At 62.9% G+C, this 20442-nt stretch carries 18 protein-coding genes and 1 other RNA gene; 9 read left to right on the plus strand and 10 right to left on the minus strand.

Features of this window, described 5'->3' with window-relative positions; translation table 11 throughout:
- Nucleotide 1 precedes the first annotated feature (1 nt).
- Entirely contained in the window at nt 2-796 is a 795-nt protein-coding gene (locus tag FS320_RS04820) for a thymidylate synthase (RefSeq protein WP_152709837.1), read from the minus strand.
- A 138-nt stretch (nt 797-934) separates the two neighbouring features.
- Between FS320_RS04820 and ssrA the strand changes: the two genes are divergently transcribed.
- Both ssrA and FS320_RS04830 read left to right on the plus strand, forming a co-directional pair.
- Nucleotides 935-1291: a transfer-messenger RNA gene (gene ssrA / locus FS320_RS04825) on the plus strand.
- A 23-nt stretch (nt 1292-1314) separates the two neighbouring features.
- Complete coding sequence (locus tag FS320_RS04830) at nt 1315-1932, plus strand: SspB family protein (protein WP_152709839.1); 618 nt, start codon at nt 1315-1317, stop codon at nt 1930-1932.
- Nucleotides 1933-1965: 33 nt separating this feature from the next.
- Here FS320_RS04830 and FS320_RS04835 read toward each other — a convergent pair whose 3' ends face one another.
- Entirely contained in the window at nt 1966-3381 is a 1416-nt protein-coding gene (locus FS320_RS04835; protein WP_152709841.1) for a cytochrome P450, read from the minus strand.
- 88 nt (nt 3382-3469) lie between these two features.
- On the opposite strand from FS320_RS04835, the gene fumC reads away from it, so the two are divergent.
- Genes fumC through FS320_RS04850 form a run of 3 tightly spaced genes read left to right on the plus strand, consistent with a single transcriptional unit; the run spans nt 3470 to nt 5320 of the window.
- Nucleotides 3470-4864 carry a class II fumarate hydratase gene (gene fumC / locus FS320_RS04840; RefSeq protein ID WP_152709843.1) on the plus strand — a complete coding sequence of 465 codons (1395 nt, stop codon included), beginning with the start codon at nt 3470-3472 and terminating at the stop codon, nt 4862-4864.
- A gap of 15 nt (nt 4865-4879) precedes the next feature.
- Nucleotides 4880-5068, plus strand: coding sequence for a DUF4169 family protein (locus FS320_RS04845; protein ID WP_152709846.1), 189 nt, complete (start codon nt 4880-4882; stop codon nt 5066-5068).
- Nucleotides 5069-5320, plus strand: coding sequence for a ribbon-helix-helix domain-containing protein (locus FS320_RS04850; RefSeq protein ID WP_152709848.1), 252 nt, complete (start codon nt 5069-5071; stop codon nt 5318-5320).
- A 246-nt stretch (nt 5321-5566) separates the two neighbouring features.
- On the opposite strand, the gene FS320_RS04855 is transcribed toward FS320_RS04850, so the two are convergent.
- The 4 genes from FS320_RS04855 to FS320_RS04870 form a co-directional block, all read right to left on the minus strand.
- Nucleotides 5567-5920, minus strand: a complete 354-nt coding sequence (locus tag FS320_RS04855) for a M10 family metallopeptidase C-terminal domain-containing protein (protein WP_152709850.1) — start codon at nt 5918-5920, stop codon at nt 5567-5569.
- 58 nt (nt 5921-5978) lie between these two features.
- A complete protein-coding gene (locus FS320_RS04860) occupies nt 5979-6629 on the minus strand; it encodes a hypothetical protein (protein WP_152709852.1) in 651 nt (216 codons plus the stop codon).
- Between the two features lie 381 nt (nt 6630-7010).
- The gene (locus tag FS320_RS04865; RefSeq protein ID WP_152709854.1) at nt 7011-10577 is read right to left on the minus strand and encodes an AsmA family protein; all 3567 of its coding nucleotides are present in this window, start codon (nt 10575-10577) and stop codon (nt 7011-7013) included.
- An 83-nt stretch (nt 10578-10660) separates the two neighbouring features.
- Nucleotides 10661-12076, minus strand: a complete 1416-nt coding sequence (locus FS320_RS04870) for an FAD-binding oxidoreductase (RefSeq protein WP_152709856.1) — start codon at nt 12074-12076, stop codon at nt 10661-10663.
- A 183-nt stretch (nt 12077-12259) separates the two neighbouring features.
- Here FS320_RS04870 and FS320_RS04875 point away from each other — a divergent pair, with 183 nt between their 5' ends.
- Entirely contained in the window at nt 12260-12802 is a 543-nt protein-coding gene (locus FS320_RS04875; RefSeq protein ID WP_152709858.1) for a thioesterase family protein, read from the plus strand.
- On the opposite strand, the gene FS320_RS04880 is transcribed toward FS320_RS04875, so the two are convergent.
- Nucleotides 12799-13080, minus strand: coding sequence for a hypothetical protein (locus tag FS320_RS04880; RefSeq protein WP_152709860.1), 282 nt, complete (start codon nt 13078-13080; stop codon nt 12799-12801). The two genes, FS320_RS04875 and FS320_RS04880, sit on opposite strands and share 4 nt — an antisense overlap.
- Before the next feature lie 148 nt (nt 13081-13228).
- Between FS320_RS04880 and FS320_RS04885 the strand changes: the two genes are divergently transcribed.
- Nucleotides 13229-15607: an ATP-dependent helicase gene (locus FS320_RS04885; protein WP_244626975.1), complete on the plus strand. Its 2379-nt coding sequence runs from the start codon at nt 13229-13231 to the stop codon at nt 15605-15607.
- 58 nt (nt 15608-15665) lie between these two features.
- On the opposite strand, the gene FS320_RS04890 is transcribed toward FS320_RS04885, so the two are convergent.
- Nucleotides 15666-16547 carry a manganese catalase gene (locus FS320_RS04890; RefSeq protein WP_152709862.1) on the minus strand — a complete coding sequence of 294 codons (882 nt, stop codon included), beginning with the start codon at nt 16545-16547 and terminating at the stop codon, nt 15666-15668.
- Between the two features lie 203 nt (nt 16548-16750).
- Here FS320_RS04890 and FS320_RS04895 point away from each other — a divergent pair, with 203 nt between their 5' ends.
- Nucleotides 16751-18022 carry an SAM-dependent methyltransferase gene (locus FS320_RS04895; protein WP_152709865.1) on the plus strand — a complete coding sequence of 424 codons (1272 nt, stop codon included), beginning with the start codon at nt 16751-16753 and terminating at the stop codon, nt 18020-18022.
- A gap of 29 nt (nt 18023-18051) precedes the next feature.
- On the opposite strand, the gene FS320_RS04900 is transcribed toward FS320_RS04895, so the two are convergent.
- The gene (locus tag FS320_RS04900; RefSeq protein ID WP_152709867.1) at nt 18052-18927 is read right to left on the minus strand and encodes an SDR family NAD(P)-dependent oxidoreductase; all 876 of its coding nucleotides are present in this window, start codon (nt 18925-18927) and stop codon (nt 18052-18054) included.
- Between the two features lie 156 nt (nt 18928-19083).
- Between FS320_RS04900 and FS320_RS04905 the strand changes: the two genes are divergently transcribed.
- Complete coding sequence (locus tag FS320_RS04905) at nt 19084-20004, plus strand: 50S ribosomal protein L11 methyltransferase (RefSeq protein ID WP_152709868.1); 921 nt, start codon at nt 19084-19086, stop codon at nt 20002-20004.
- A 139-nt stretch (nt 20005-20143) separates the two neighbouring features.
- Here the strand turns inward: FS320_RS04905 and FS320_RS04910 are convergent, their stop codons facing one another.
- The gene (locus FS320_RS04910; protein WP_152709870.1) at nt 20144-20368 is read right to left on the minus strand and encodes a hypothetical protein; all 225 of its coding nucleotides are present in this window, start codon (nt 20366-20368) and stop codon (nt 20144-20146) included.
- Between the last annotated feature and the right edge of the window lie 74 nt (nt 20369-20442).

The raw sequence follows: 20442 nt of genomic DNA on the forward strand, positions 1-20442 counted from the left end.
CTCAGACTGCGACGGGCGCCCTGATGGCCGGATGCGGATCGTAATCTTCGATGGTGATGTCATCGAAGGTAAAATCGAAGAGCGAGCGCACCGCCGGATTGAGGCGTAGCTTCGGCAGGGACTTAGGCTCGCGTGAGAGCTGAAGGCGCGCCTGCTCCAGGTGGTTCAGGTAGAGATGCGCATCCCCGAAGGAATGGACGAAATCGCCGGGCTGCAGGCCTGTGGCCTGCGCCATCATGTGCGTGAGCAGCGCATACGATGCGATGTTGAAGGGAACGCCGAGGAACACGTCCGCCGAGCGCTGGTAGAGTTGGCAGGAGAGCCGCCCTTCCGCGACGTAGAACTGGAACAGGCAATGGCAGGGCGCGAGCGCCATCCTGTCGAGTTCCGCCGGGTTCCAGGCGGAGACAATCAGACGGCGGCTGTCGGGATTGCGGCGGATCTCGTCGAGCACCCAGCGGATCTGGTCGACGGTGCCGCCGTCGGGCTTCGCCCAGGAGCGCCACTGCTTGCCGTAGACGGGGCCGAGATCGCCGTTCTCGTCGGCCCACTCGTCCCAGATCGAAACACCGTTCTCCTTGAGATAGCGGATATTGGTGTCACCCTTCAGGAACCACAGCAATTCGTGGATGATCGACTTCAGGTGCAGCTTCTTCGTAGTCACGAGCGGGAAGCCCTGGCTGAGATCGAAGCGCATCTGATGGCCGAAGACGGAGATCGTTCCGGTTCCGGTCCGGTCGTCCTTACGGACGCCCTCGTCCATGATGCGGCGGATGAGATCGAGATAGGCTTGCATGCGGTGCTCCTACACCAATCATAGGGCAGCATCCCAGCCCTTCCGAGTCACTTTTAAACCTCGTCTGGGTTATCCCCGCTCTTTCAAAATCCGTCCGCGCCACCTATGTCACTTTTAAACCTCGTCTGGGTTATCCCCGCTCTTTCAAAATCCGTCCGCGCCACCTATATTGAATCTGCCGGTCGCGAGATCGGCTATGGCGATAAACGGCTATCGGAATAAACCCATCGGACCCGGGGGCGGTACCCGGCGCCTCCACCAAAGCTCAGGCCACGCCTGGGTTTCGACGGGGGCGAAATAGGATCGACGAGGGCGTAAAGGGTAGACTTTCGCTCGGCATGGTTCCGCCGTTATCGGGCCGAATCTATAGTTGCCAACGACAACTATGCTCCGGTTGCAGTGGCTGCGTAAGCGGTCCCTAAAGCCGACTCAAAGCCCTTGCGGTTAGCACCGTAAGGCGGGGTCCGGAGGCACCTGGCAACAGAAGCCTCCACTTTTGTTTCTGCAAGGGCTCGCTTATGGCCGGTGGTAAAGACCTGATCCGCTACGATCTTCTGGTGCAGGACGCGCTCAAAGGCGTCGTGCGCAAAGTGCTGATCGATTCCAAGGATGGACTTCCGGGCGAGCACCACTTCTACATCTCCTTCCAGACGGATTTTCCCGGCGTTCGCCTCTCGAACCGCCTGCGCGAAAAATACCCTCAGGAGATGACCATCGTTCTCCAGCACCAGTTCTGGGACCTCAACGTCACCGAGCACACCTTCGAGGTCGGGCTGTCGTTCTCCGGGATTCCGGAGCGGCTGCTCATCCCCTTCGACGCACTCACCGGCTTCTTCGACCCCTCCGTCCAATTCGGGCTCAAATTCGACAGCCAGGACGAGGATGAGGAGGAAGAGTTCGACGAGGCTCCGCCCGCGCCGCAGCCCATCCGCGGCAGCTCCTCCGAGCCTGTCGAGCTGAAGCAGCCCCGCAAGCCTCAGCCTGCGGCGGACAAGAAGCCTGCTCCGGAGACTGCTCCCGCGGCAAAGGCCGTGTCTGACGCGGCCCCCGAGGACAGCCCGAAGGCGGATGCGGCTGAGGGCGCCGCAGGCAGCGCAGAGGTCGTCAGCCTCGACGCCTTCCGCAAGAAGAACTAACCCCTTCCTAGAACTAAGCCCTTCCTGCCGACTTCAGGCCGTCGCCGGCGCCATCTTCGGAGCACGTTGCGTGAGCCGCATGGGCAATCCGCCCCGCGGCCTCAACGTGATCCGCTGCACGGGGGTGACCTCGTGCCCTTCCAAGAGATCGAGCCTCGTCGAGCGCGCGATGGTCGCCAGAACGATCACGGCCTCCTGCAGGGAGAAGCTCGCGCCGATGCAGACCCGGGGCCCGGCCCCGAACGGCAGATAGGCGAAGCGGTCGATCCGGCTGCGGTTCTCAGGGAGGAAACGTTCGGGCCGAAAGAGATCCGGCTGGTCCCAGAGCTTCTTGTGTCGGTGAAGCACATAGGGCGCGATCACGACCATCGAGTCCGCCGGGATCTCCAGCTCTCTGATCCGGTCGTCCTGTATGGCGCTCCGGCTCATGTAAGGCGCCGGCGGATAGAGGCGGACCGCCTCGTCGACGACGGCGCGCGTGTAGACGAGCTTTTCCAGGTGGTGAGGCTCGATTGGCCCCTCCCCCAGCACCTCGTCCACCTCCCGCTCCACACGAGAGCGGGCCCTCTCGTCCTGAGACAGCAGGTAAAGCGACCAGGAGAGCGCATTGGCCGTGGTCTCGTGCCCCGCTCCGATGAACGTGACGATATTGGTCCGCACCTCGATATCGCTCAGGCCCTTGCCGGTCTCAGGATCCGCCGCCTCCAGCAGCAGGGTCAGCAGATCGCGAGGCGCCGGCTCGCCGCGGGTGAGAAGTTCTTTCCGCGCATCGATCAGCGCGTTGACCGTCTCCTCGAAGAACCGGATCGACGGCCTCGCACGCAGGCGTCCGATCCGAGGAACCCAGTCGGGAAATCCGAAGATGTCGAGCGGGTCGACCCGCCCCAGGCTGTTGAAGTAGCGGGTGATGGCGCGCCCGAGAGCGTCCGGATCCTTCGGCACGCCCTGGGTGAAGATCGTCCGCTCCAGCACGTCGAGGGTCACCCGGGTCATGTCGAGCGCGGCATCCACCACGCGTCCGTCAGGACGTCGCCGCCAGCGCCGAACGAGGCGGTCGGCCGCCTCGACCATGGCCGGGAAGAAGCTGCCGACGTGGCGCGGGGTGAAGAGCGGCGCGATGGTGCGGCGCTGGAGCCGCCATTCGTCGCCCTCCGCCGTCACAAGTCCCCGCCCGAGGCCGGGCGCCAGGATCCGGATCTGCAGATCGTCCTTCCGGTAATTGGCGGCGTTGTCCACGAGGATGTGACGGATGACGGCTGGGTCGTTCACCACGGTCATGCGGCCCAAGGCCCCCTCGCCCGTGATGATGGGCTCCTCGAAATGCGCCTCCATCCAGGTGTTCAGGGGGTTTTCGCGCACAGCCCTCAAGAACGCCACCATGCCGAGCGGCTCGGTGCGGGGCTTGGGATGAGGCGGGTGGAACGGCGGAGCTTCCAGGGTGTCGCTCATGCGATTTTACAAGGCCTCCATGCGCGTTCGCAGTTGCGAGCGCCACCATTTGAGATAAGAACACGCAACTCCATCGAAAGAGGTCAGGATGTCGCCCTCAACCCGCATCGAAACAGATACCTTCGGCCCCATCGAAGTGGCAGCCGACAAGCTCTGGGGCGCCCAGACGCAGCGTTCGCTCCAGAACTTCCGCATCGGGACGGACCGGATGCCGCTTCCCCTGGTCCATGCGCTGGCGATCGTGAAGCAGGCCTCCGCTCTTGTGAACAAGGATCTTGGCAAGCTGGAGCCGCGCCTGGCCGATGCCATCGCGGCGGCGGCCGCCGATGTGGTGCAGGGCAAGTATGACGATGAGTTTCCGCTCGTGGTCTATCAGACGGGCTCGGGCACCCAGTCCAACATGAACATGAACGAGGTCCTCTCGAACCTCGCCATCGAGCGCCTTGGCGGCGAGCGCGGCAGCAAGAAGCCGGTTCACCCGAACGACCACGTGAACATGGGCCAGTCGTCGAACGACTCGTTCCCCACCGCCATGCACATCGCCGTGGCCCGCGAGGTCCATGACCGGCTGGTTCCGGCGCTCAAACACCTGCACAAGGCGCTGAACGAGAAGGCGGAGGCCTACAAGGACATCGTGAAGATCGGGCGCACGCACCTGCAGGATGCGACCCCTGTCACCCTCGGCCAGGAATTCTCCGGCTATGCCGCCCAAGTACAGCTCGGCATCGCCCGCATCGAACAGACGCTTCCGGGCATCTATGCCCTGGCCCAGGGCGGCACCGCCGTCGGCACGGGCCTCAACGCCCATCCGGAATTCGCGGATCGCTTCGCCTCGAAGGTGGTGGAGCTGACGGCTCTCCCCTTCACCTCGGCCACCAACAAGTTCGAGGCTCTCGCGTCCAACGATGCCCTGGTTTACACGCACGGCGCGCTGGCAAGCCTCGCCGCCGGCCTGTTCAAGATCGCCAACGACATCCGCCTGATGGGTTCAGGCCCCCGCTCGGGCATCGGCGAGATCTCGCTGCCCGAGAACGAGCCCGGCTCGTCCATTATGCCCGGCAAGGTCAACCCGACCCAGGCCGAGGCCATGACGATGCTGTGCTGCCAGGTGGCCGGAAACCAGACCACGGTGACCTTCGCCGGCAGCCAGGGCCATTTCGAGCTCAACGTGTTCAAGCCCGTGATCGTCAATGCGGTGCTGCAATCGATCCGTCTGCTCGCGGACGGCGCGAACAGCTTCACCGACAACTGCGTCGTCGGCATCGAGCCGAACCGGGAACGCCTCAACGAGCTGATGCAGCGCTCCCTGATGCTCGTGACCGCACTCGCCCCGTCCATCGGCTACGACAAGGCGGCAGCCATCGCCAAGTCGGCGCACAAGAACGGCACGACCCTCAAGGAAGAAGCCCTCAAGGCCGGTGTCGCCGAGGACCACTTCCACGCCGTCGTTCGTCCCGAGACGATGCTTCAGCCGGGCGAATAGGATAAAACAAGCGCCATGGCTGAGATCATCAATCTGCGCCAGGCGCGCAAGCAAAAGGCGCGGGCCGAGAAAGAGGCCCGCGCCAACGAGAACCGCGTCGCGTTCGGCCGCACGAAGGCCGAGAAGAACCTGAGCCAGGCCGAGCAGGATCTGGCGAAAAGCCGCCTCGACTCGCACAAGCGCGACGACGACGAGAAGCCGTGAATGGGCTTTGGCATCGTCAAGCGTTCCGTCTCCATCGCCGGTCACCGGACGAGCATCTCCCTCGAAGAGCCCTTCTGGGCGTCCCTACGGGAGATTGCGGACCGCGACAAGATTTCCATCCAGGCCCTGATCGGGCGCATCGATGCGGAAAGAGGCGAACAGAACCTCTCTTCGGCGATCCGGGTCTTCGTGCTCACGGACCTGCGACAGCGATTGACCACATCGTCCTCGAACGGCACCGCTGCGCTTTAGGCATGGGCTGCCGGCAATCCTTTACAGCCGGGATGTCCCTCAGGGTCCCGGCCTTCCGTGACCAAACCCCAAATATCAGGTCGGGCTTGTCCCGACCATCCCGATCAAGTGAAGTGCCGCGCAATTCGGATCGTCATCACCGGCCTTGTGCCGGTGATGACGACGGAGGTCAAACGACCGCCCGATCATTCATCGGGTCAGGGCGAGATGGACAAGCGGGCCAGTCCCGTCCTGGTATCGTTTGTCTCAGACAAGGATCTCGAAGTCACATCGGGTCAGGGCTGCCACGTTGTAAACCGTTATGCTGTTGCTGTCATCAAAACGAACGATGCTGTCCAGGGACCCGTCCTGATCCGCATCGACCGACTCAATGTCGAGGTCGGCGAAGGAGGCGACATTATCGATCTCCCGCAGTTCGATGGTGTCCCGACCTTGCTGGAAATCGTGGATGTGGTCCGTGCCGTTGCTCGGACCGAAGACGAACGTATCGTTGCCGCCCCGCACCGTGCCATCCGAAGTCCTGAAGTCGCCCCACATATGATCTTCAGCATCCGCGCCGCTGATGAGACGGTCGTCTCCGCCCTTGGAGCCGCCACTCATGGTCTCGGCATCGCCGTAGAGGTCGTTTCGTTGAGAATCCGCCCCACCTGTGAGGGTATCATCGCCCCCCCCGCGACCCCTTCCGCATGATGCTGGCGTCCCCCCAGAGAGCGTTCGTCAGGGACGCATCTCCACCAGTGAGGCTGTCATCCCCGCCACGGGATGAGATCATCTCATAGGCATCGCCGTGCAGACCATTCGCGTTGGCGTTCGACGATCCTGTGAGATCGTCGCTTCCGCCGCTGGATGAATTCATGACCTGGGCATCGCCGTAGAGATCGTTGAAGTCAGAGCTTGCTCCGCCGGTGAGTGTATCGTCGCCGCCTTCGGAGCGGTTCCTCATGGTTTTCGCGTCGCCGTAGAGAAGATTCCCGAACGAGTCGGCCCCACCTGTCAGACTGTCGTCGCCACCCACCGCGCCGTTCTTCATGAGATCAGCATCGCCGTATAGCTCATTGGACGTCGCATTTACTCCGCCCGTCAGGAAATCGTCGCCGCCTGCGGCACCGTTCTTTATGACGTCGGCGTCGCCGAAGAGGAAGTTGAAGCTGGAGAAAGCCCCTCCCGTAAGGGTGTCGTTCCCTCCTGCGTTGGGCGGAAACAAGGTCCCGTCAGTATCCCCGAACAGGAAATTCTCCGGTTCGCCGTCAATCACAGTGCCCGATGGAGGGAGAATGTTGTTTCCGAAGTCTCCGACGAGATAGGCCATAGGATGATCCTCCTGCCCTGCGAGAAAATCGAAGTGACAGAAACACCGCATCCGCAGAATGATGTCGCACGATCAATAAATTTGCAGACACCCGAGAATAATTGCCCCTTAAACATCGAGCATCAATAAGTATTCGATAATATTTTATTCGTAATTATTTCTTACTACTCAGCTGCGGTAGCACTTCTTAGGACGCACCACGATTTTTAGGCGATCCCTCTGAAGAGGTATGGCAGCTTGATGATCCTGAAAATCTACCGCCCATGAGATTGCAGCCGCGACTGCTCATCGGGACTGGTGTGCAATGCTCGTCCAGCGATGCGTTCGTTAAGGAACGGAGTGTCGGATGAATTCAGGAATTGGGACTTCGCGCCAGGTGTTCTACCGCGTCGGCGGGGCTCCATAGACCGAAGGCGGTGGGCCGATCTGGAGCGGCGGATTCAAGCGCGGCACGGAGGTCGGTGACGGGGTTGCCCCTTCCTCCGGCTGGTTCTGCTGCTCCAATTGCAGGCGTTCCGCCTCCCGACGGGCGCGCTCGGCTTCCGCTCGGGCCCTCGCCTGGCGGAGTGCCTCCTCTTCGGCGGACTTGGCTTTTTGCCGCTCCGCCTCTCGCTGCGCGTCGATCTGGCGCTGGCGCTCGGCAGCGGCGCGCTCGAATGCCTCGATCTTCTCAAGCTCGCGCTTGAGCACGATGGCGGCCAGCCCATTGCGGAACGGACCCGCATCGATCTGCCGGACGGGAGCCGCCAGGGAGCCCTGCCAGTTCAGGCCGACCGAAGGTGGCGCGCCGACCCATCCGGGCAGCGATGTCTTGGCGGTGAGCGCACCGCGTGCATCGAGCTGCAGAGTCTTCAGATCGTAGGTGATCGCGCCCTGCCAATTGGCCGATCCGCTTTCAGCCACGAAGGGCGAGAGACGCAGCACGCCGCCGACGAGCGCCGCCGAAGTCTTGACGGGCGCAGCATTGAAGGGACCCCGTCCGAGCTCCATCCCGAGGAGCGTTTCCGCCTTGCCCTCGGCCAGGGGATCGTTCTCGGCGAGCGCGCGCTTGAGAGCCCTGTCGAACACGGACGGATCGGCCGCGGGAAGGCGAAGATTCGTGACCTGCCAGTCGCCGGCGCCGCCGAGATTGGCCACGAGCTCGGACAGGCTTGCGCCTACCGCCCCGAACCGGAGCGGACCGGACAGAACAGCCTCGAACGGCGAGGATCCGGTAAGAGCCCACAAGGGGACCTTCTCCAGGGCTCCCTCGCCGACGATGGTCGCCGTTCCTGCCTGTCGGGTGATGGTGGTCGAGCCCGTGATCCGCCCGGAGCCGATGGTGGCATCGAGATTGCGGATGGAAATGCCGTCCGATTGCGCTCCGACGATGAAGGAGGCGCGGCTGGCCTGAAGGCCGCGGCCCAGCTCCAGCGTCCCGACCCGGAAGGTCACTTGGCCGCCGGTAACGAGGCGTCCGCTTTGACCGAAGCGAGCCGTGGACCAGATGGCCGTGGCGCTCTGATCCCCCGGCACGTTGAGCGACAGGGCCGCCACGAGCCATGGCAGGGAGAGCCGCCCGAGGGATATCTCGCCGCCGATCTCAGAACGGGAGACCACAACAAGGCGCGCCTGCACATTGTCGTTCGAGACCTTGCCGTTGATGTCGAGAAGAGTTGCTCCCCGCTCCCGGCCCAGGGTCACACGCCCGTTCACGGGCACCGGCGGAGCAACACCGGCACCATCGCCCAAGAGGAGCAGGAACGGCGTGAAGTCGGGCGTCGAGACTTCGACCTCGCCGCTGTCCACCACGTCGTCCGCCTCGCTCAGGGCGAAGGGCCGGGTGGTCGCCACTTTCACGCCGGCAATGTCGCCGGCGAGGGTGACGTTGAACAATCCGGATCCGACGCGGGTCCCGCGCAGATCGACCCTGGAAGGCCGGTTCAGCCCGGCCATGCTTGCCCGGTTGACCCAGCGCCCCGTATTGTCGGCGGACAACTCGATGGTGAGGCTCTCGGTCCGCCCATCGATCGACTCGACCTGGCCCTCGAACGGCCCTCCGGCCACACTCCCCTTCGCAGTCGTGCGCAGCCTCAGTTCGGTCGATCCGGGAGCCGGTGCAACGCGCTCCGACGTGACATCGAGATCGAGTGCGCCCTCACGCACGAAGTAGGGCACGAGCTTCGAGATCCCGCCGATCCACACGCTCCCCAGCAGGTCGACCAGGGGATTGGCGCGTTGAGCGGTGACCTTGCCGGTGATCTGCCCCGAACCGTCGGGAGCGATCCGGCCCCGTACATGGGCATTGGCACCGGCGAGATCGACGATGTCGAGCGTTTCGACCAGAAGCGCCGGTCCGTCGGACAGGATCCGGGCCGAGATCCGGCCGGTGGGAGGGCTCTTCCCGGCGCTGACCCCGCGCGCATCCAGGATAAAGCCGATATCGAGATTCTCGGTGGCCTGGAAGACGCTCGACACCTGCGGCAGATCATCGAGGTTCAGGCCCTGGACTGCGACCTGGGCCTCCAACTTGCCGCGCTCATTGGCCTCCGGCGCGGTGTAGCGGGCGTTCCCGGTCAGGACCGACTCGCCTGTTTTCAGCCGCAGGCGATTGAAGGACAGGACAGGGTTCGAGAAGGCGATTTCCGAGGAAGCCTCGACCGGGCGCCCGTCGAGCACCCTGAGGAGAGGCGAATCGAGGCCGATGCGGGCGAGATAGCGGGCCAGACGGTCGGATGCGTTGGAGGCGAGCGCCACCTTGCCGTTGATCCCACCTCTGGTGGTCAGGCCGAGCTGCCCCTCGAGTGCAACCCGCGTCTCGCCCGGAGCATTGAATTCGATCCGGTCGAGCGTCGCCCGACCCGTGTCGAGCGACAGACGCAAAACGGCATTCGACAGATCCTCCTGGCCCAACCCGATGCTGTCGATCCTGAGATCGAGATCAACCGGCACCCGGATCAGCGGGACAGACCATTGCGCCAGCCGGCTCTTAAAGTCCTGTCCGTTTCCGGACAGGATGAAGCTGTCCGCATCCAGTCGGCGGCCTTCGAGCTTCAAGGAAATACGCGGCTCGTTGAGCCCGATCCGGCCCTCTCCGGTCATGCGCAGGCTCGCGCCGCCCTCCCCCGTCTCCAGGCTGACCGGGTTGAGCTCGACGGCGCCCGGCACCGTCTTGAATTCGGTCTCGACCACGATGGGGATCGGGATTCCAGCGGCCGCAATCTGCGCCGGAGGGCCGAACAGGACCTTGGCCTTGCCGGTAACCTGCGGCGTCGTGGCGTCGCCGTTTCCTTCGCTTAAGCCCAGCCGGGCATCGAGATCGAAGCGAGGATAGATGTCGCCCCCGCCCGAGAGCTTGACCTGGACGCTCTTGTCCTCGGCCAGTTCTCCCGTGACCAAGCGAAAGGGCACGCCGGAGGTCGTTCCCTCGACCCGCCAGGGACCGATCAGCTTCTGACCCTCGATCGAGACATTCTCGGCAAAGGCCTGGTTCGTTCGACCCGTGCTCGCACTCTGCGTGGTCACGAGGAGCTGGGCCACGTTGAGGTTCTCGATGGCCCACTCGCGCGCGCGGCCGGTGCCCGACACCAGATCCGGCGGCAGGCGCCATTCGCCGTCGCCCGAAACCGGAATGCGGATATCGGCCCGGCCCACCCGCGTCTCCGTAAAGCGCACATCGCCCCGGAGCAGCGGCGTCAGGGCCACCTCGGCCCGGACGTAATCGGCGGTCAGAACCGGTGAATCCGGCGTCTTGCCGCCGAGCCTCAGGCGATCGAGGATCACCCTCGGTGCGGGCAGAAGGCGGATGCTGATATCGCCCTCGGTCTGTGCCTCCGTGCCGGATGCGCGCGAGATCATCCGGTCGATCGTGTCGCGGTGGGCCTCCCAGTCGACGAAGGGAGGCGCCGCCACGGCAACGGCCAGGAGCAGGATTACGATGGATGCGATGATCGTCAGGATATCGCGCAAGAGGCTGCCTCTTCTCCGTTACTCTGAGACGTCCTTACCCCATGACGCCGAGGACCGGGAGCTTTGTTCCATGTGTTCCACCGTCAAAGCGCAACGATCTTGCCTGGGTTCATGATGTTGTGGGGATCGATCGCCTGTTTCAAGACGCGCATGAGGTTGAGCGCCGCCGGTCCATGCTCCACTTCCAGGTACTTCATCTTCTTCTGGCCCACGCCGTGTTCGCCCGTGCAGGTACCCTCCATGGCGACCGCCCGCCGCACCAGCCGGTCCACGAAGGCTTCGCAGGCCTCGATTTCCGCAGGGTCATCCGTGTTCACGAGAGGCTGAACGTGAAAATTGCCGTCGCCCACATGGCCGACGATGGGAGCGATAAGGCCGCTTTCCAGGATGTCCTGCTTGGTGGCGTCGACGCATTCCGCAAGGCGGGAGATCGGCACGCACACATCGGTCGCAACGGACTGAGCACCGGGGCGCAGCCCCTTGGCCGCCCAATAGGCATCGTGCCTTGCCTGCCAGAGGCGTGAGCGCTCCTCGGGTTTCGTCGCCCACTCGAACGGCCCGCCGCTGAACTCGGCCGCAATCTCGCCGAAGCGCTCCGCCTGCTCCTGCACGCCGGCCTCGGATCCATGAAACTCCGTCAGCAGCAGCGGGCTCTCCGGCAGGGACAGCTTGGAATGGAGGTTGACCGCCTTCACCTGGACTTCGTCGAGCAGTTCGATGCGCGCCACCGGGATGCCGGTTTGGATCGTCATGATCACCGCGTCGCAGGCCGCCTTCACGGTCGGGAACGGGCAGATTCCCGCCGAAATCGCCTCCGGAATGCCGTGGAGTTTCAGGGTGATCTCAGTGACGATTCCCAGCGTTCCCTCCGAGCCGATGAGCAGGCGGGTCAGGTCGTAGCCCGCCGAGCTTTTCCTGGCGCGGCTCGCCGTCTTCACGATCTCGCCATTGGGCAGCACGGCGGTGAGCGCCAGCACCACGTCCTTCATGGTCCCGTAGCGGACCGCATTGGTACCGGATGCGCGCGTCGCCGCCATGCCGCCGATCGAGGCGTCCGCCCCCGGATCGATGGGGAAGAACAGGCCCTTGTCCCGCAGGAACTCGTTCAGTTCCTTGCGGGTCACGCCAGCCTCGACCACGCAGTCCAGATCCTCGTCGTGCACGGCGATGATGCGCTTCATCAGGCTCAGGTCGATGGAAACTCCGCCATAGGGAGCATTGATATGTCCTTCCAGAGACGTGCCAGTGCCATAGGGGATGATCGGAACCCCGTGCCTGGCGCAGAGTTTCACGATCTCCGAAACCTCCTCCGTGGTCCGGGGATAGACCACGATGTCCGGCGGCTGATTCTTCACCCAGGTCAGCGTATGCCCATGCTGCTCGCGCACGGCAGCCGAAGTCGCGACCCGATCGCCGAAACGCTGAGACAAGTCGGACGACAATGCGGCAATGGAAGCATCCGTCGCTTTCTGACGGACAGTCACTTGGGGGGCATTCATGGAGGCTTCAGATCCGGTTGTGATGCTCATTTCACCCATAGCTACCAGAACCGTTGCAAAGGCAACACTCCGGATGAGAAAGATGCCGTACCCCTCATTCACAGGCCGCCTGAACGTGCTAACATTTGTCTCTTTCAGATAAAGGGATGATCATCTGAGCGGCATCGAGAGACGAGCCTGACCATGGAGAAGCGGACGCCCGTCTTTTTCTTTGCGCCCTTCGTGTCCTCTACGATGCGGGTAGAACCCGCTTGGATCGACTATAACGGCCACATGAACATGGCCTATTACCACGTGCTCTTCGACCGGGCGGTGGAGGAAGGCTTCAGCCTGGTGGGCCTGGGCCACGATTATCTCGAAACGCGCAAGGCATCCTTCTTCGCGGCTGAGATTCACACCGTCTACAAGCGCGAATTGAGGATGCAGGATCGGGTGCGCGTCACGCTCCAGCTTGTCGATTTCGACGAGAAGCGCATCCACTATTACCTGGAAATCCGCCATGCCGGTGAAGGCTGGGTTGCCGCATCGATGGAGGGCCTGTCCCTCCACGTGGACATGGAAACCCGGAAGGTAACCCCTTTCCCGGACGACATCGCCGCCAATCTCGCCGTTATGAAGATCACCCATGCCCGCCTGACGAGGCCGCAATCCCTGGGCCGAGTGATCGGCATCCCACACAAGGCCGAGGTTCAGGACGCCTTATCGGCCTCGGGCACACGCCACTAACAAACTGCTCCACGCGCACAACCCGCGCGCGGTACTGGGGGAAGGTACCGAGGAGCAAAAAGACGGTCGCGCTCGACATTCTGCCGAATCCGGCTGCTTTCGCTCCAGATATCCTGCTCGACACCCAGAATCCGCTGATCCTGCCGGATCCGTCGGTTAATGTCGTCCGTGCTCCGCTCCGCAGGGCTGGTACGCGGCAGACGCGTCTGAGCCTCGGCCGGTACGGCCAGGGGCACGACAAGGCTTGAGACGATGGCAAGGGCCACCATGAGACGCATGGGACATTCCTCTTCGGGCCTGCCATACCCATATGGCAAGGGAAGCCTTATTCGACAATGAGTTTGAAGCCCGGAAGTTCGAGCCTGCGGCAGGATCGACAGGACTTCGGGCTCGACGCCGTTCGCCTTTTGATCCATGGTCCCGCTGATGAATCAGTCCGACAACCGACCCGATCCGCAGGATAGCCTTGCCCATGAGCAGCCGGCGTCCGGCTCCTTGAGCGCCCGCGCCCGTGCGGCGGTCGCGCCGCAATCGCCCTATCTGAACGGTCTGAACCCGGAGCAGCGTGCTGCTGTCGAGGCCACCGAGGGCCCGGTTCTCGTACTGGCGGGCGCCGGCACCGGCAAGACCCGCGTGCTCACCACCCGGATCGCGCACCTGATCGCCACCGGCAAGGCCTACCCGTCTCAGATCCTCGCCGTGACCTTCACCAACAAGGCGGCGCGGGAGATGCGCGAGCGCATCACTTCCGTGATCGGTCCGGTGGCCGAGGGGATGCAATGGCTCGGCACCTTCCACTCCATCGGCACCAAGATCCTGCGCCGCCATGCGGAGCTGGTCGGTCTGCGTTCCGACTTCACCATCCTCGGCACCGACGATCAGCTTCGCCTGATGAAGCAGGTGATCGAAGCTGAGGGCATCGACGAGAAGCGTTGGCCTGCACGCCAGCTCGCCGCCCATATCGACGGCTGGAAGAACCGGGGTCTCGGACCCGATCAGGTTCCCGCCGGTGAAGCCGGCGCCTTCGCCAACGGCAAGGGTGGAAGACTCTACCGCGCCTATCAGGAGCGGCTGAAGGTTCTCAACGCCGTCGATTTCGGCGACCTGCTGCTCGAATGCCTGCGCCTTTGGCGCGAGCATCCCGACATCCTGGAGCAGTACCAGAACCGTTTCCGCTACATGCTGGTGGACGAGTATCAGGACACCAACGTCGCCCAGTATCTCTGGCTCAGGCTCCTTGCCCAGGCGCGCAAGAACTTGTGCTGCGTCGGCGACGACGACCAGTCGATCTATGGCTGGCGCGGTGCAGAAGTCGACAACATCCTGCGCTTCGAGCACGACTTTCCCGGCGCCACCGTGATCCGCCTGGAGCGCAATTACCGCTCTACCGGCCATATCCTCTCCGCCGCATCCGGGCTCATCGCCAAGAACCAGGGCCGCCTCGGCAAGACCCTGCGCACGGAAGACGAGCCGGGTGAAAAGGTGACGATCACCGGCGCCTGGGATTCCGAGGACGAGGCGCGTCTTATCGGCGAGGAAATCGAGGCCCTGCATTCCAAGAAGCACTCGCTCTCTGAGATCGCGATCCTGGTGCGCATCTCCGCCCAGATGCGCGAGATCGAAGACCGGCTCGTGACGCTCGGCGTCCCCTATCGCGTCATCGGCGGCCCACGCTTCTACGAGCGCGCGGAAATCCGCGACGCGCTAGCCTATCTTCGTGTCGTCAACCAGCCCGCGGACGATCTCGCCTTCGAGCGGATCGTGAATACGCCGAAGCGTGGCTTGGGCGATGCGACGATCCAGGTGCTGCACAACCACGCCCGCGCCGCCCGCGTTCCCCTGATGGAGGCTGCTCGCTTCATCGTCGAGACCGACGAGCTGAAGCCCAAGCCCCGCGCCACATTGCGCGATCTTCTGATCTCCTTCGGCCGCTGGTCCAAGCTCTCCGAGACGATGACGCAGTCCGAGGTCGCGCAGACGGTGCTGGAGGAATCCGGCTATACCGACATGTGGCAGAAGGACAAATCGGCGGATGCGGCAGGGCGCCTGGAAAATCTCAAGGAGCTCGTGCGCTCCATGGAGGAATTCCCGGACTTGCAGAGCTTCCTCGAGCACGTCTCCCTGGTCATGGAAGCTAACGAGAGCGACACCGCCGAGCGCGTAAGCCTGATGACGCTTCACGCGGCCAAAGGCCTGGAATTCGACACTGTCTTCCTGCCCGGCTGGGAGGAAGGCCTCTTCCCGAACCAGCGCGCGCTCGACGAGAGCGGTCGTGCAGGACTGGAAGAGGAACGCCGCCTTGCCCATGTGGGCCTCACCCGTGCCCGGCGTCGCGCCAAGATCTTTTTCGCCTCCAACCGACGCATCCACGGCCTGTGGAACTCGACCGTGCCGAGCCGCTTCGTCGACGATCTGCCGGAGACGAACGTGGAGATCGTGGAGGCTCCCGCGAACTTCTCCTACGGCGGCTACGGCGGCGGCTCGCGCTTCGATCGCACGCAGCCCTTCAGCGGCTCCTCCTACCAGACACCTGGCTGGCAGCGCGCTCAGGCCCACCGCGCCTCGACGGGGGATGGCGGCTATTCCACCCGCCGTTCCGGCGAAAGGCGCGGACCGATGCTGATCGAGGGCGAGCTGGTGGCCAAATCCACCGGAGGCTCGGGCTTTGCTGTCGGCGGACGCGTCCTGCACACCAAGTTCGGCCCCGGTACTATCGAAGCCGTCGACGGCAACAAGCTCACCGTCGAGTTCGACAAGGCTGGGCGGAAGATGGTGCTGGACAGCTTTGTCGAGGCGTTGGGCTGAAGAGAAATGCCCGGCGCGACGCCGGGCATGACACTGGGCCAATCATTCAATCGACCAACTATTCCGCAGCCGCCGGTGGCACTGGTGCGGGCGGCGTACCGTAGGTGCGGGGATCGACCGGGTTGAGCTGACCTTCGTCTTCCGTGTAGGCCGGCGGACGATCCACATAGGTGAAGGTTCCCTTGCCGTCCGGCGCAGGTCCTTGCGCCCAGCGTCCCTGCTGGCTTTCCATTCCTTCGGAGTGGTTCAGGAATTGGTAGGCGACCTCGCTCTTCTCCAGGCTCTGCGGGAAATTCGACGGCACTGGCGTCTCTTCGAGCCCGTCTTCTTCCAATTCGCGAATGGCGGCGAGCCACTGGTTCTGGTGCATGGTGTCGCGCGCGATGAGGAAGGACAGCATATCCCGCACGCCGGGATCGTTCGTCATGTTGTAGAGCCGGCTGACCTGCAGGCGCCCCTGACTCTCGGCCGTCACGTTGAAGCGGAAATCAGCAAGGAGGTTGCCGCTTGCGATGGTGTAGGCCGACGTCCAGGGATTGCCCGCACTGTCGTTCGGGCGGGAGCCGAGACCGGCAACGATATAGTGCTGAGGATTCATACCGGCGACGATGGCATCCTCGACCCGGGCTCCGCCCATGACGGCGCCGACCACTGAGTTCTTGGCCATATCCTCCTGCTGCTCGATAGGCGAGGTTTCGAGCAGGCGCGCGATCATGGTTGCGAGCATCTCGACATGGCCGATTTCCTCGGTGCCGATGTCCATGATCATGTCCTTGTATTTCTGTGGACCGCGGCAGTTCCAACCCTGGAACAGGTAGGTCATCATCACGCTGATTTCGCCCCATTGTCCGCCGAGGGGCTCCTGAAGCATCTTGGCAAAGAGCGGATCGGGTTTCTCTGGCTTGGCATGGTAAGCCATTTGCCGCTGACGAAAGAACATCGGCTGCTCCTGTACAATTGATTGAGTGGCGACCCTCGGCCCCACGAGGGTCAGCCTTCCAACAAGAGCGATTCTCGGTTGTTCCCGAATTAGGCTGTCTTTCCTGTACTTTAGACTATTCCTGATCTAGGCGATTACCCTCTAGCCACCTGCGTACAACTGTGGAAGCATCCGCTGCAACCGAACAATTATCAGAGGCCCCGATGTTCCCGCTGTCCCACATGCTGAAATCCTTCATTCGTGCCGGCACTCTAAAGGTGATCGACGCGGAAGGCGGTGTGCACGTCTTCGGTGGTGAGAGGCCTGGGCCGAGCGTCACCATGCGACTTACGGACCGCTCGCTCTATCACAAGCTCTTTCTCAATCCGGAACTGCATGCCGGTGAAGCCTATATGGATGGGCGCATGAGCTTCGAGGATGGCTCCAACTTGAGAGACTTCCTCAACCTCTTCTCGATGAACCGCTCGACCCTGGCCAATTATCCGCTCCAGAACGTGCTCAAGCGCATCTCGCGGACCGTAAAGCGATTCCAGCAGGCGAATCCGGTCGGGAAGGCGCAGCAGAACGTGGCGCATCACTACGATCTCGGAAACGACTTCTACAAGCTCTTCCTCGACAAGGGAATGCAGTATTCCTGCGCCTACTTCATCAACGACGACGACACGCTGGAAGAGGCACAACAGAACAAGCTGCGGCTCATCGCCTCGAAGCTTCAGCTCAAGCCCGGCCTGAAGATCCTCGATATCGGCAGCGGCTGGGGCGATCTCGCGCTCTACCTCGCCGCAATGGAGGACGTGGACGTCACGGGCGTCACGCTCTCCAAGGAACAGTACGAACTCTCGAACGAGAAGGCACGGCGAGCCGGCCTGTCCGATCGCGTCCGCTTCGAACTGCTTGATTACCGTAAGGTCGAGAAGAAGTTCGACCGCATCGTATCAGTCGGAATGTTCGAGCATGTGGGCGTGCAGCATTACGGCGAGTTCTTCGCCAAGATCAATGCGCTGCTCGACGATGAAGGCCTCATGGTGCTGCACTCCATCGGCAAGATGAGTCCGCCCGGCACCGCGAGCCCATGGCTGCGCAAATACATCTTTCCCGGCGCCTATTCCCCTGCCCTGTCGGAGGTTTTCCCGGTTGTCGAGCAGAACCAATTGTGGGTGACCGATCTCGAATTCCTGCGTCTTCACTACGCCAAGACGCTTAACCACTGGCATCGGCGCTTCGAAGCCAACCGCGAGAAGATCGCTGCCATGTACGACGAGCGATTCTGCCGGATGTTCGAGTTCTATCTCATCAGCGCCGAGACCATGTTCACGACCGGCAGCCAGCTCGTGTTCCATATGCAACTGGCGCGCAAGCGCGATGCAGCGCCCATCGTGCGCGATTACATCACGGATGCTCAGCGCGTGTACAAGGCCAAGGAAGCCGAGCGCCTCAAAGTTCTCGAAGGAGCCAGAGAACTGACGCCAGCCTGAGAGCGAGCGTCAGTTCCTCGAATTCCGGCTCAGGTCAGGGTCTCGTAATCCTTGTTCTTCAAGCCGTCATGCGAGTGGCGCGTCGGCAGCTTGCCTTTCGGTTGCTTCTTGAAATGCGATGAGGCCTTGGCGCCGACCGGTCCTTTCGAAATCGTGATGCCGCCGTCCACCGTGTAAAGCGCGCCCGTGACGAAGCTCGCCTCGTCGGAAGCCAGGAAGCAGAACACGTTCGCGACTTCCTCGGGCGTGCCGCGCCGGCCCATGGGAGTGGCCTGCGTGATCATGGTGGCGAGTTCAGCGTCCATTGGCCCCGTAGATTTGTGCGTCCAAGCGGTATCGATGGGGCCGGGGCACACGCAATTGGCACGCACGCCATAGGGAACTTGTTCCGCCGCCACACCACGTATGAAGGAATGAATGAAGGCCTTCGTGCCGCCATAGGGGGTATTTTTCGGGTGGCCGAGCATGCCGGCCTCCGATCCCGTGGCGATGATGCTGCCATGCGTCTCCTGCAGATGGGGTAAGGCGAACTTGGTCATCAGGAAGACCGAGCGCACATTCGAGCGAAACGTCTCGTCGAATTTGTCGATGGGATAATCCTGCGTCTCGGCAACGGCCAGGAAGACGCCTGCATTGTTGATGAGAATGTCGATGCGGCCATAAGCACTCACGCAGGCTTCGACGGCTGCCTGAGCATGGTGCTCGTCGGCGATGTCGCCGAGGTAGATCTCCGCGAAGCCACCGGCTCCGTTGATCGTGCGAGCGACATTCTCCACCGGATCGTCCGGCAGACCGACAAGGAGAAGACGCGCGCCCTCCTGGGCAAATTTGAGCGCGATCGCTTCACCGATACCGGTACCGGCACCCGTCACGATGGTCACCTTATCGAAAAGACGTCCGGGCATTGGGGATCTCCTGGGAGAGTAAAATCGCAGCCGTCGGTCCGCAGACCACGGCCGACATCAGGTGAGGGCACAACGGGACGCCACCCTGACGGTTCCAGGGAAAGCCGGATCTCACGGACAGGTGACCTCCGGCCCGAGGGGTGATAAGGCGAGGTCATGCTCGAAGGTCTGCACCCCAATCGCCCCACCCACGTCTTCCGCATCACCACGGACGAGCGCTCCGCACGCGTCATGACCGACATGATCGGCGAGATCTTCGATCCTGCCGAGACGGCCGTTGCCTCCTTCGAGACGGAGGATGGCGGGCCGTGGATGCTGGAGGCCTATTTCGCGCATCAGCCCGACGAGGCCGCAATCCGTGACTTGTTGCGCCCCCTCGTCGGGGTAGAGGCGGACAAGGGCGTTTTCCTTCCTCTCGAACAGAAGGATTGGGTGAAGGCTTCGCTGGAGGGTCTCAAGCCTGTCCGTGCGGGCCGCATATTCGTCCATGGCTCGCATGATCGTCACGAGCGCCGCCCCAGCGACATCGCCATAGAGATCGAGGCGGGCCTGGCTTTCGGCACGGGCCATCACGGCACGACCAAAGGCTGCCTGCTCGCTTTTGTGGATGAGTTGAAGATGCGCACGCCCCGCCATGTGCTTGATGTCGGCACCGGCACGGGCATTCTGGGTTTTGCCGCCGCGAAGATTCTGAAACGGCCCGTGGTGGCTGGCGACATCGATCCGGAAGCGGTGCGCGTGGCGCGCGAGAATGCGCGGCTGAACGGGATCGGGGCCTTTATGAAGCTCTACGTAGGCCCCGGCATCCGCCATGCGGAGGCTGACCGTGCGGGCCATTTCGATCTGGTCTTTGCCAATATCCTGGCAAAGCCCCTGCGGATGCTGGCGCCCTCGCTGGCGCATGTGGCGAGCCGGGACGGGACGATCATTCTGTCGGGCCTGCTGGCTCGAGACGTTCCCGGAGTCCTGTCAGCCTATGCCCATCAGGGCTGGTATCTGCAGCGCCGCTACGATCTCGACGGCTGGGCGGCGCTGGTGCTGAGGCGGGGCAACGCTCGTCCGCTGCCCCGCCACTAATTCTCATTACTCGGACAGAACACCCGGATAGCGCTTGGCGAGCTCGCTGCGCAGCTTGAGGCTTTCAGCCCAGACGTCGCGGATGGCCTTCATGGCGGTGATGATGATCATGGTGTTGTCTCGCTTTGAAATGGAACGGTTAAATCTTGACGGGCAGAAGCTCGGACTGGCCGAGGAAGAGCGATGAATGGTCCTGTCTGCGGCTCAGGTCGCTCACGAAAGCCTCGTGGCGGCGCAACTCCCGTGCGGCCCTCCTGGCGCGGCTTTCCACGAGCGCGCTCATGAAGCGTGTGGCCACCTGCGAGAGCTTCGAAGGGGCTTGTACGTGACCGACGAGGGTGAAAGATAAAACGGCTGTGATCATGGGCTCATCTCCAACAGATTGGTGCTGAGCCCCTTCAGCGTTCCTCTGTTTTCGTTATCAGGAAGATAAGCTCG

The sequence above is a fragment of the Microvirga tunisiensis genome (assembly GCF_009296175.1).
Lineage (GTDB): Bacteria > Pseudomonadota > Alphaproteobacteria > Rhizobiales > Beijerinckiaceae > Microvirga > Microvirga tunisiensis.

Coding starts and splice junctions, on each gene's coding strand:
- FS320_RS04820 (WP_152709837.1), bottom strand. CDS start 796: ATGCAAGCCTATCTCGATCTCATCCGCCGCATCATGGACGAGGGCGTC.
- FS320_RS04830 (WP_152709839.1), top strand. CDS start 1,315: ATGGCCGGTGGTAAAGACCTGATCCGCTACGATCTTCTGGTGCAGGAC.
- FS320_RS04835 (WP_152709841.1), bottom strand. CDS start 3,381: ATGAGCGACACCCTGGAAGCTCCGCCGTTCCACCCGCCTCATCCCAAG.
- fumC (WP_152709843.1), top strand. CDS start 3,470: ATGTCGCCCTCAACCCGCATCGAAACAGATACCTTCGGCCCCATCGAA.
- FS320_RS04845 (WP_152709846.1), top strand. CDS start 4,880: ATGGCTGAGATCATCAATCTGCGCCAGGCGCGCAAGCAAAAGGCGCGG.
- FS320_RS04850 (WP_152709848.1), top strand. CDS start 5,069: ATGGGCTTTGGCATCGTCAAGCGTTCCGTCTCCATCGCCGGTCACCGG.
- FS320_RS04855 (WP_152709850.1), bottom strand. CDS start 5,920: ATGAGTGGCGGCTCCAAGGGCGGAGACGACCGTCTCATCAGCGGCGCG.
- FS320_RS04860 (WP_152709852.1), bottom strand. CDS start 6,629: ATGGCCTATCTCGTCGGAGACTTCGGAAACAACATTCTCCCTCCATCG.
- FS320_RS04870 (WP_152709856.1), bottom strand. CDS start 12,076: ATGAATGCCCCCCAAGTGACTGTCCGTCAGAAAGCGACGGATGCTTCC.
- FS320_RS04875 (WP_152709858.1), top strand. CDS start 12,260: ATGGAGAAGCGGACGCCCGTCTTTTTCTTTGCGCCCTTCGTGTCCTCT.
- FS320_RS04880 (WP_152709860.1), bottom strand. CDS start 13,080: ATGCGTCTCATGGTGGCCCTTGCCATCGTCTCAAGCCTTGTCGTGCCC.
- FS320_RS04885 (WP_244626975.1), top strand. CDS start 13,229: ATGAATCAGTCCGACAACCGACCCGATCCGCAGGATAGCCTTGCCCAT.
- FS320_RS04890 (WP_152709862.1), bottom strand. CDS start 16,547: ATGTTCTTTCGTCAGCGGCAAATGGCTTACCATGCCAAGCCAGAGAAA.
- FS320_RS04895 (WP_152709865.1), top strand. CDS start 16,751: ATGTTCCCGCTGTCCCACATGCTGAAATCCTTCATTCGTGCCGGCACT.
- FS320_RS04900 (WP_152709867.1), bottom strand. CDS start 18,927: ATGCCCGGACGTCTTTTCGATAAGGTGACCATCGTGACGGGTGCCGGT.
- FS320_RS04905 (WP_152709868.1), top strand. CDS start 19,084: ATGCTCGAAGGTCTGCACCCCAATCGCCCCACCCACGTCTTCCGCATC.
- FS320_RS04910 (WP_152709870.1), bottom strand. CDS start 20,368: ATGATCACAGCCGTTTTATCTTTCACCCTCGTCGGTCACGTACAAGCC.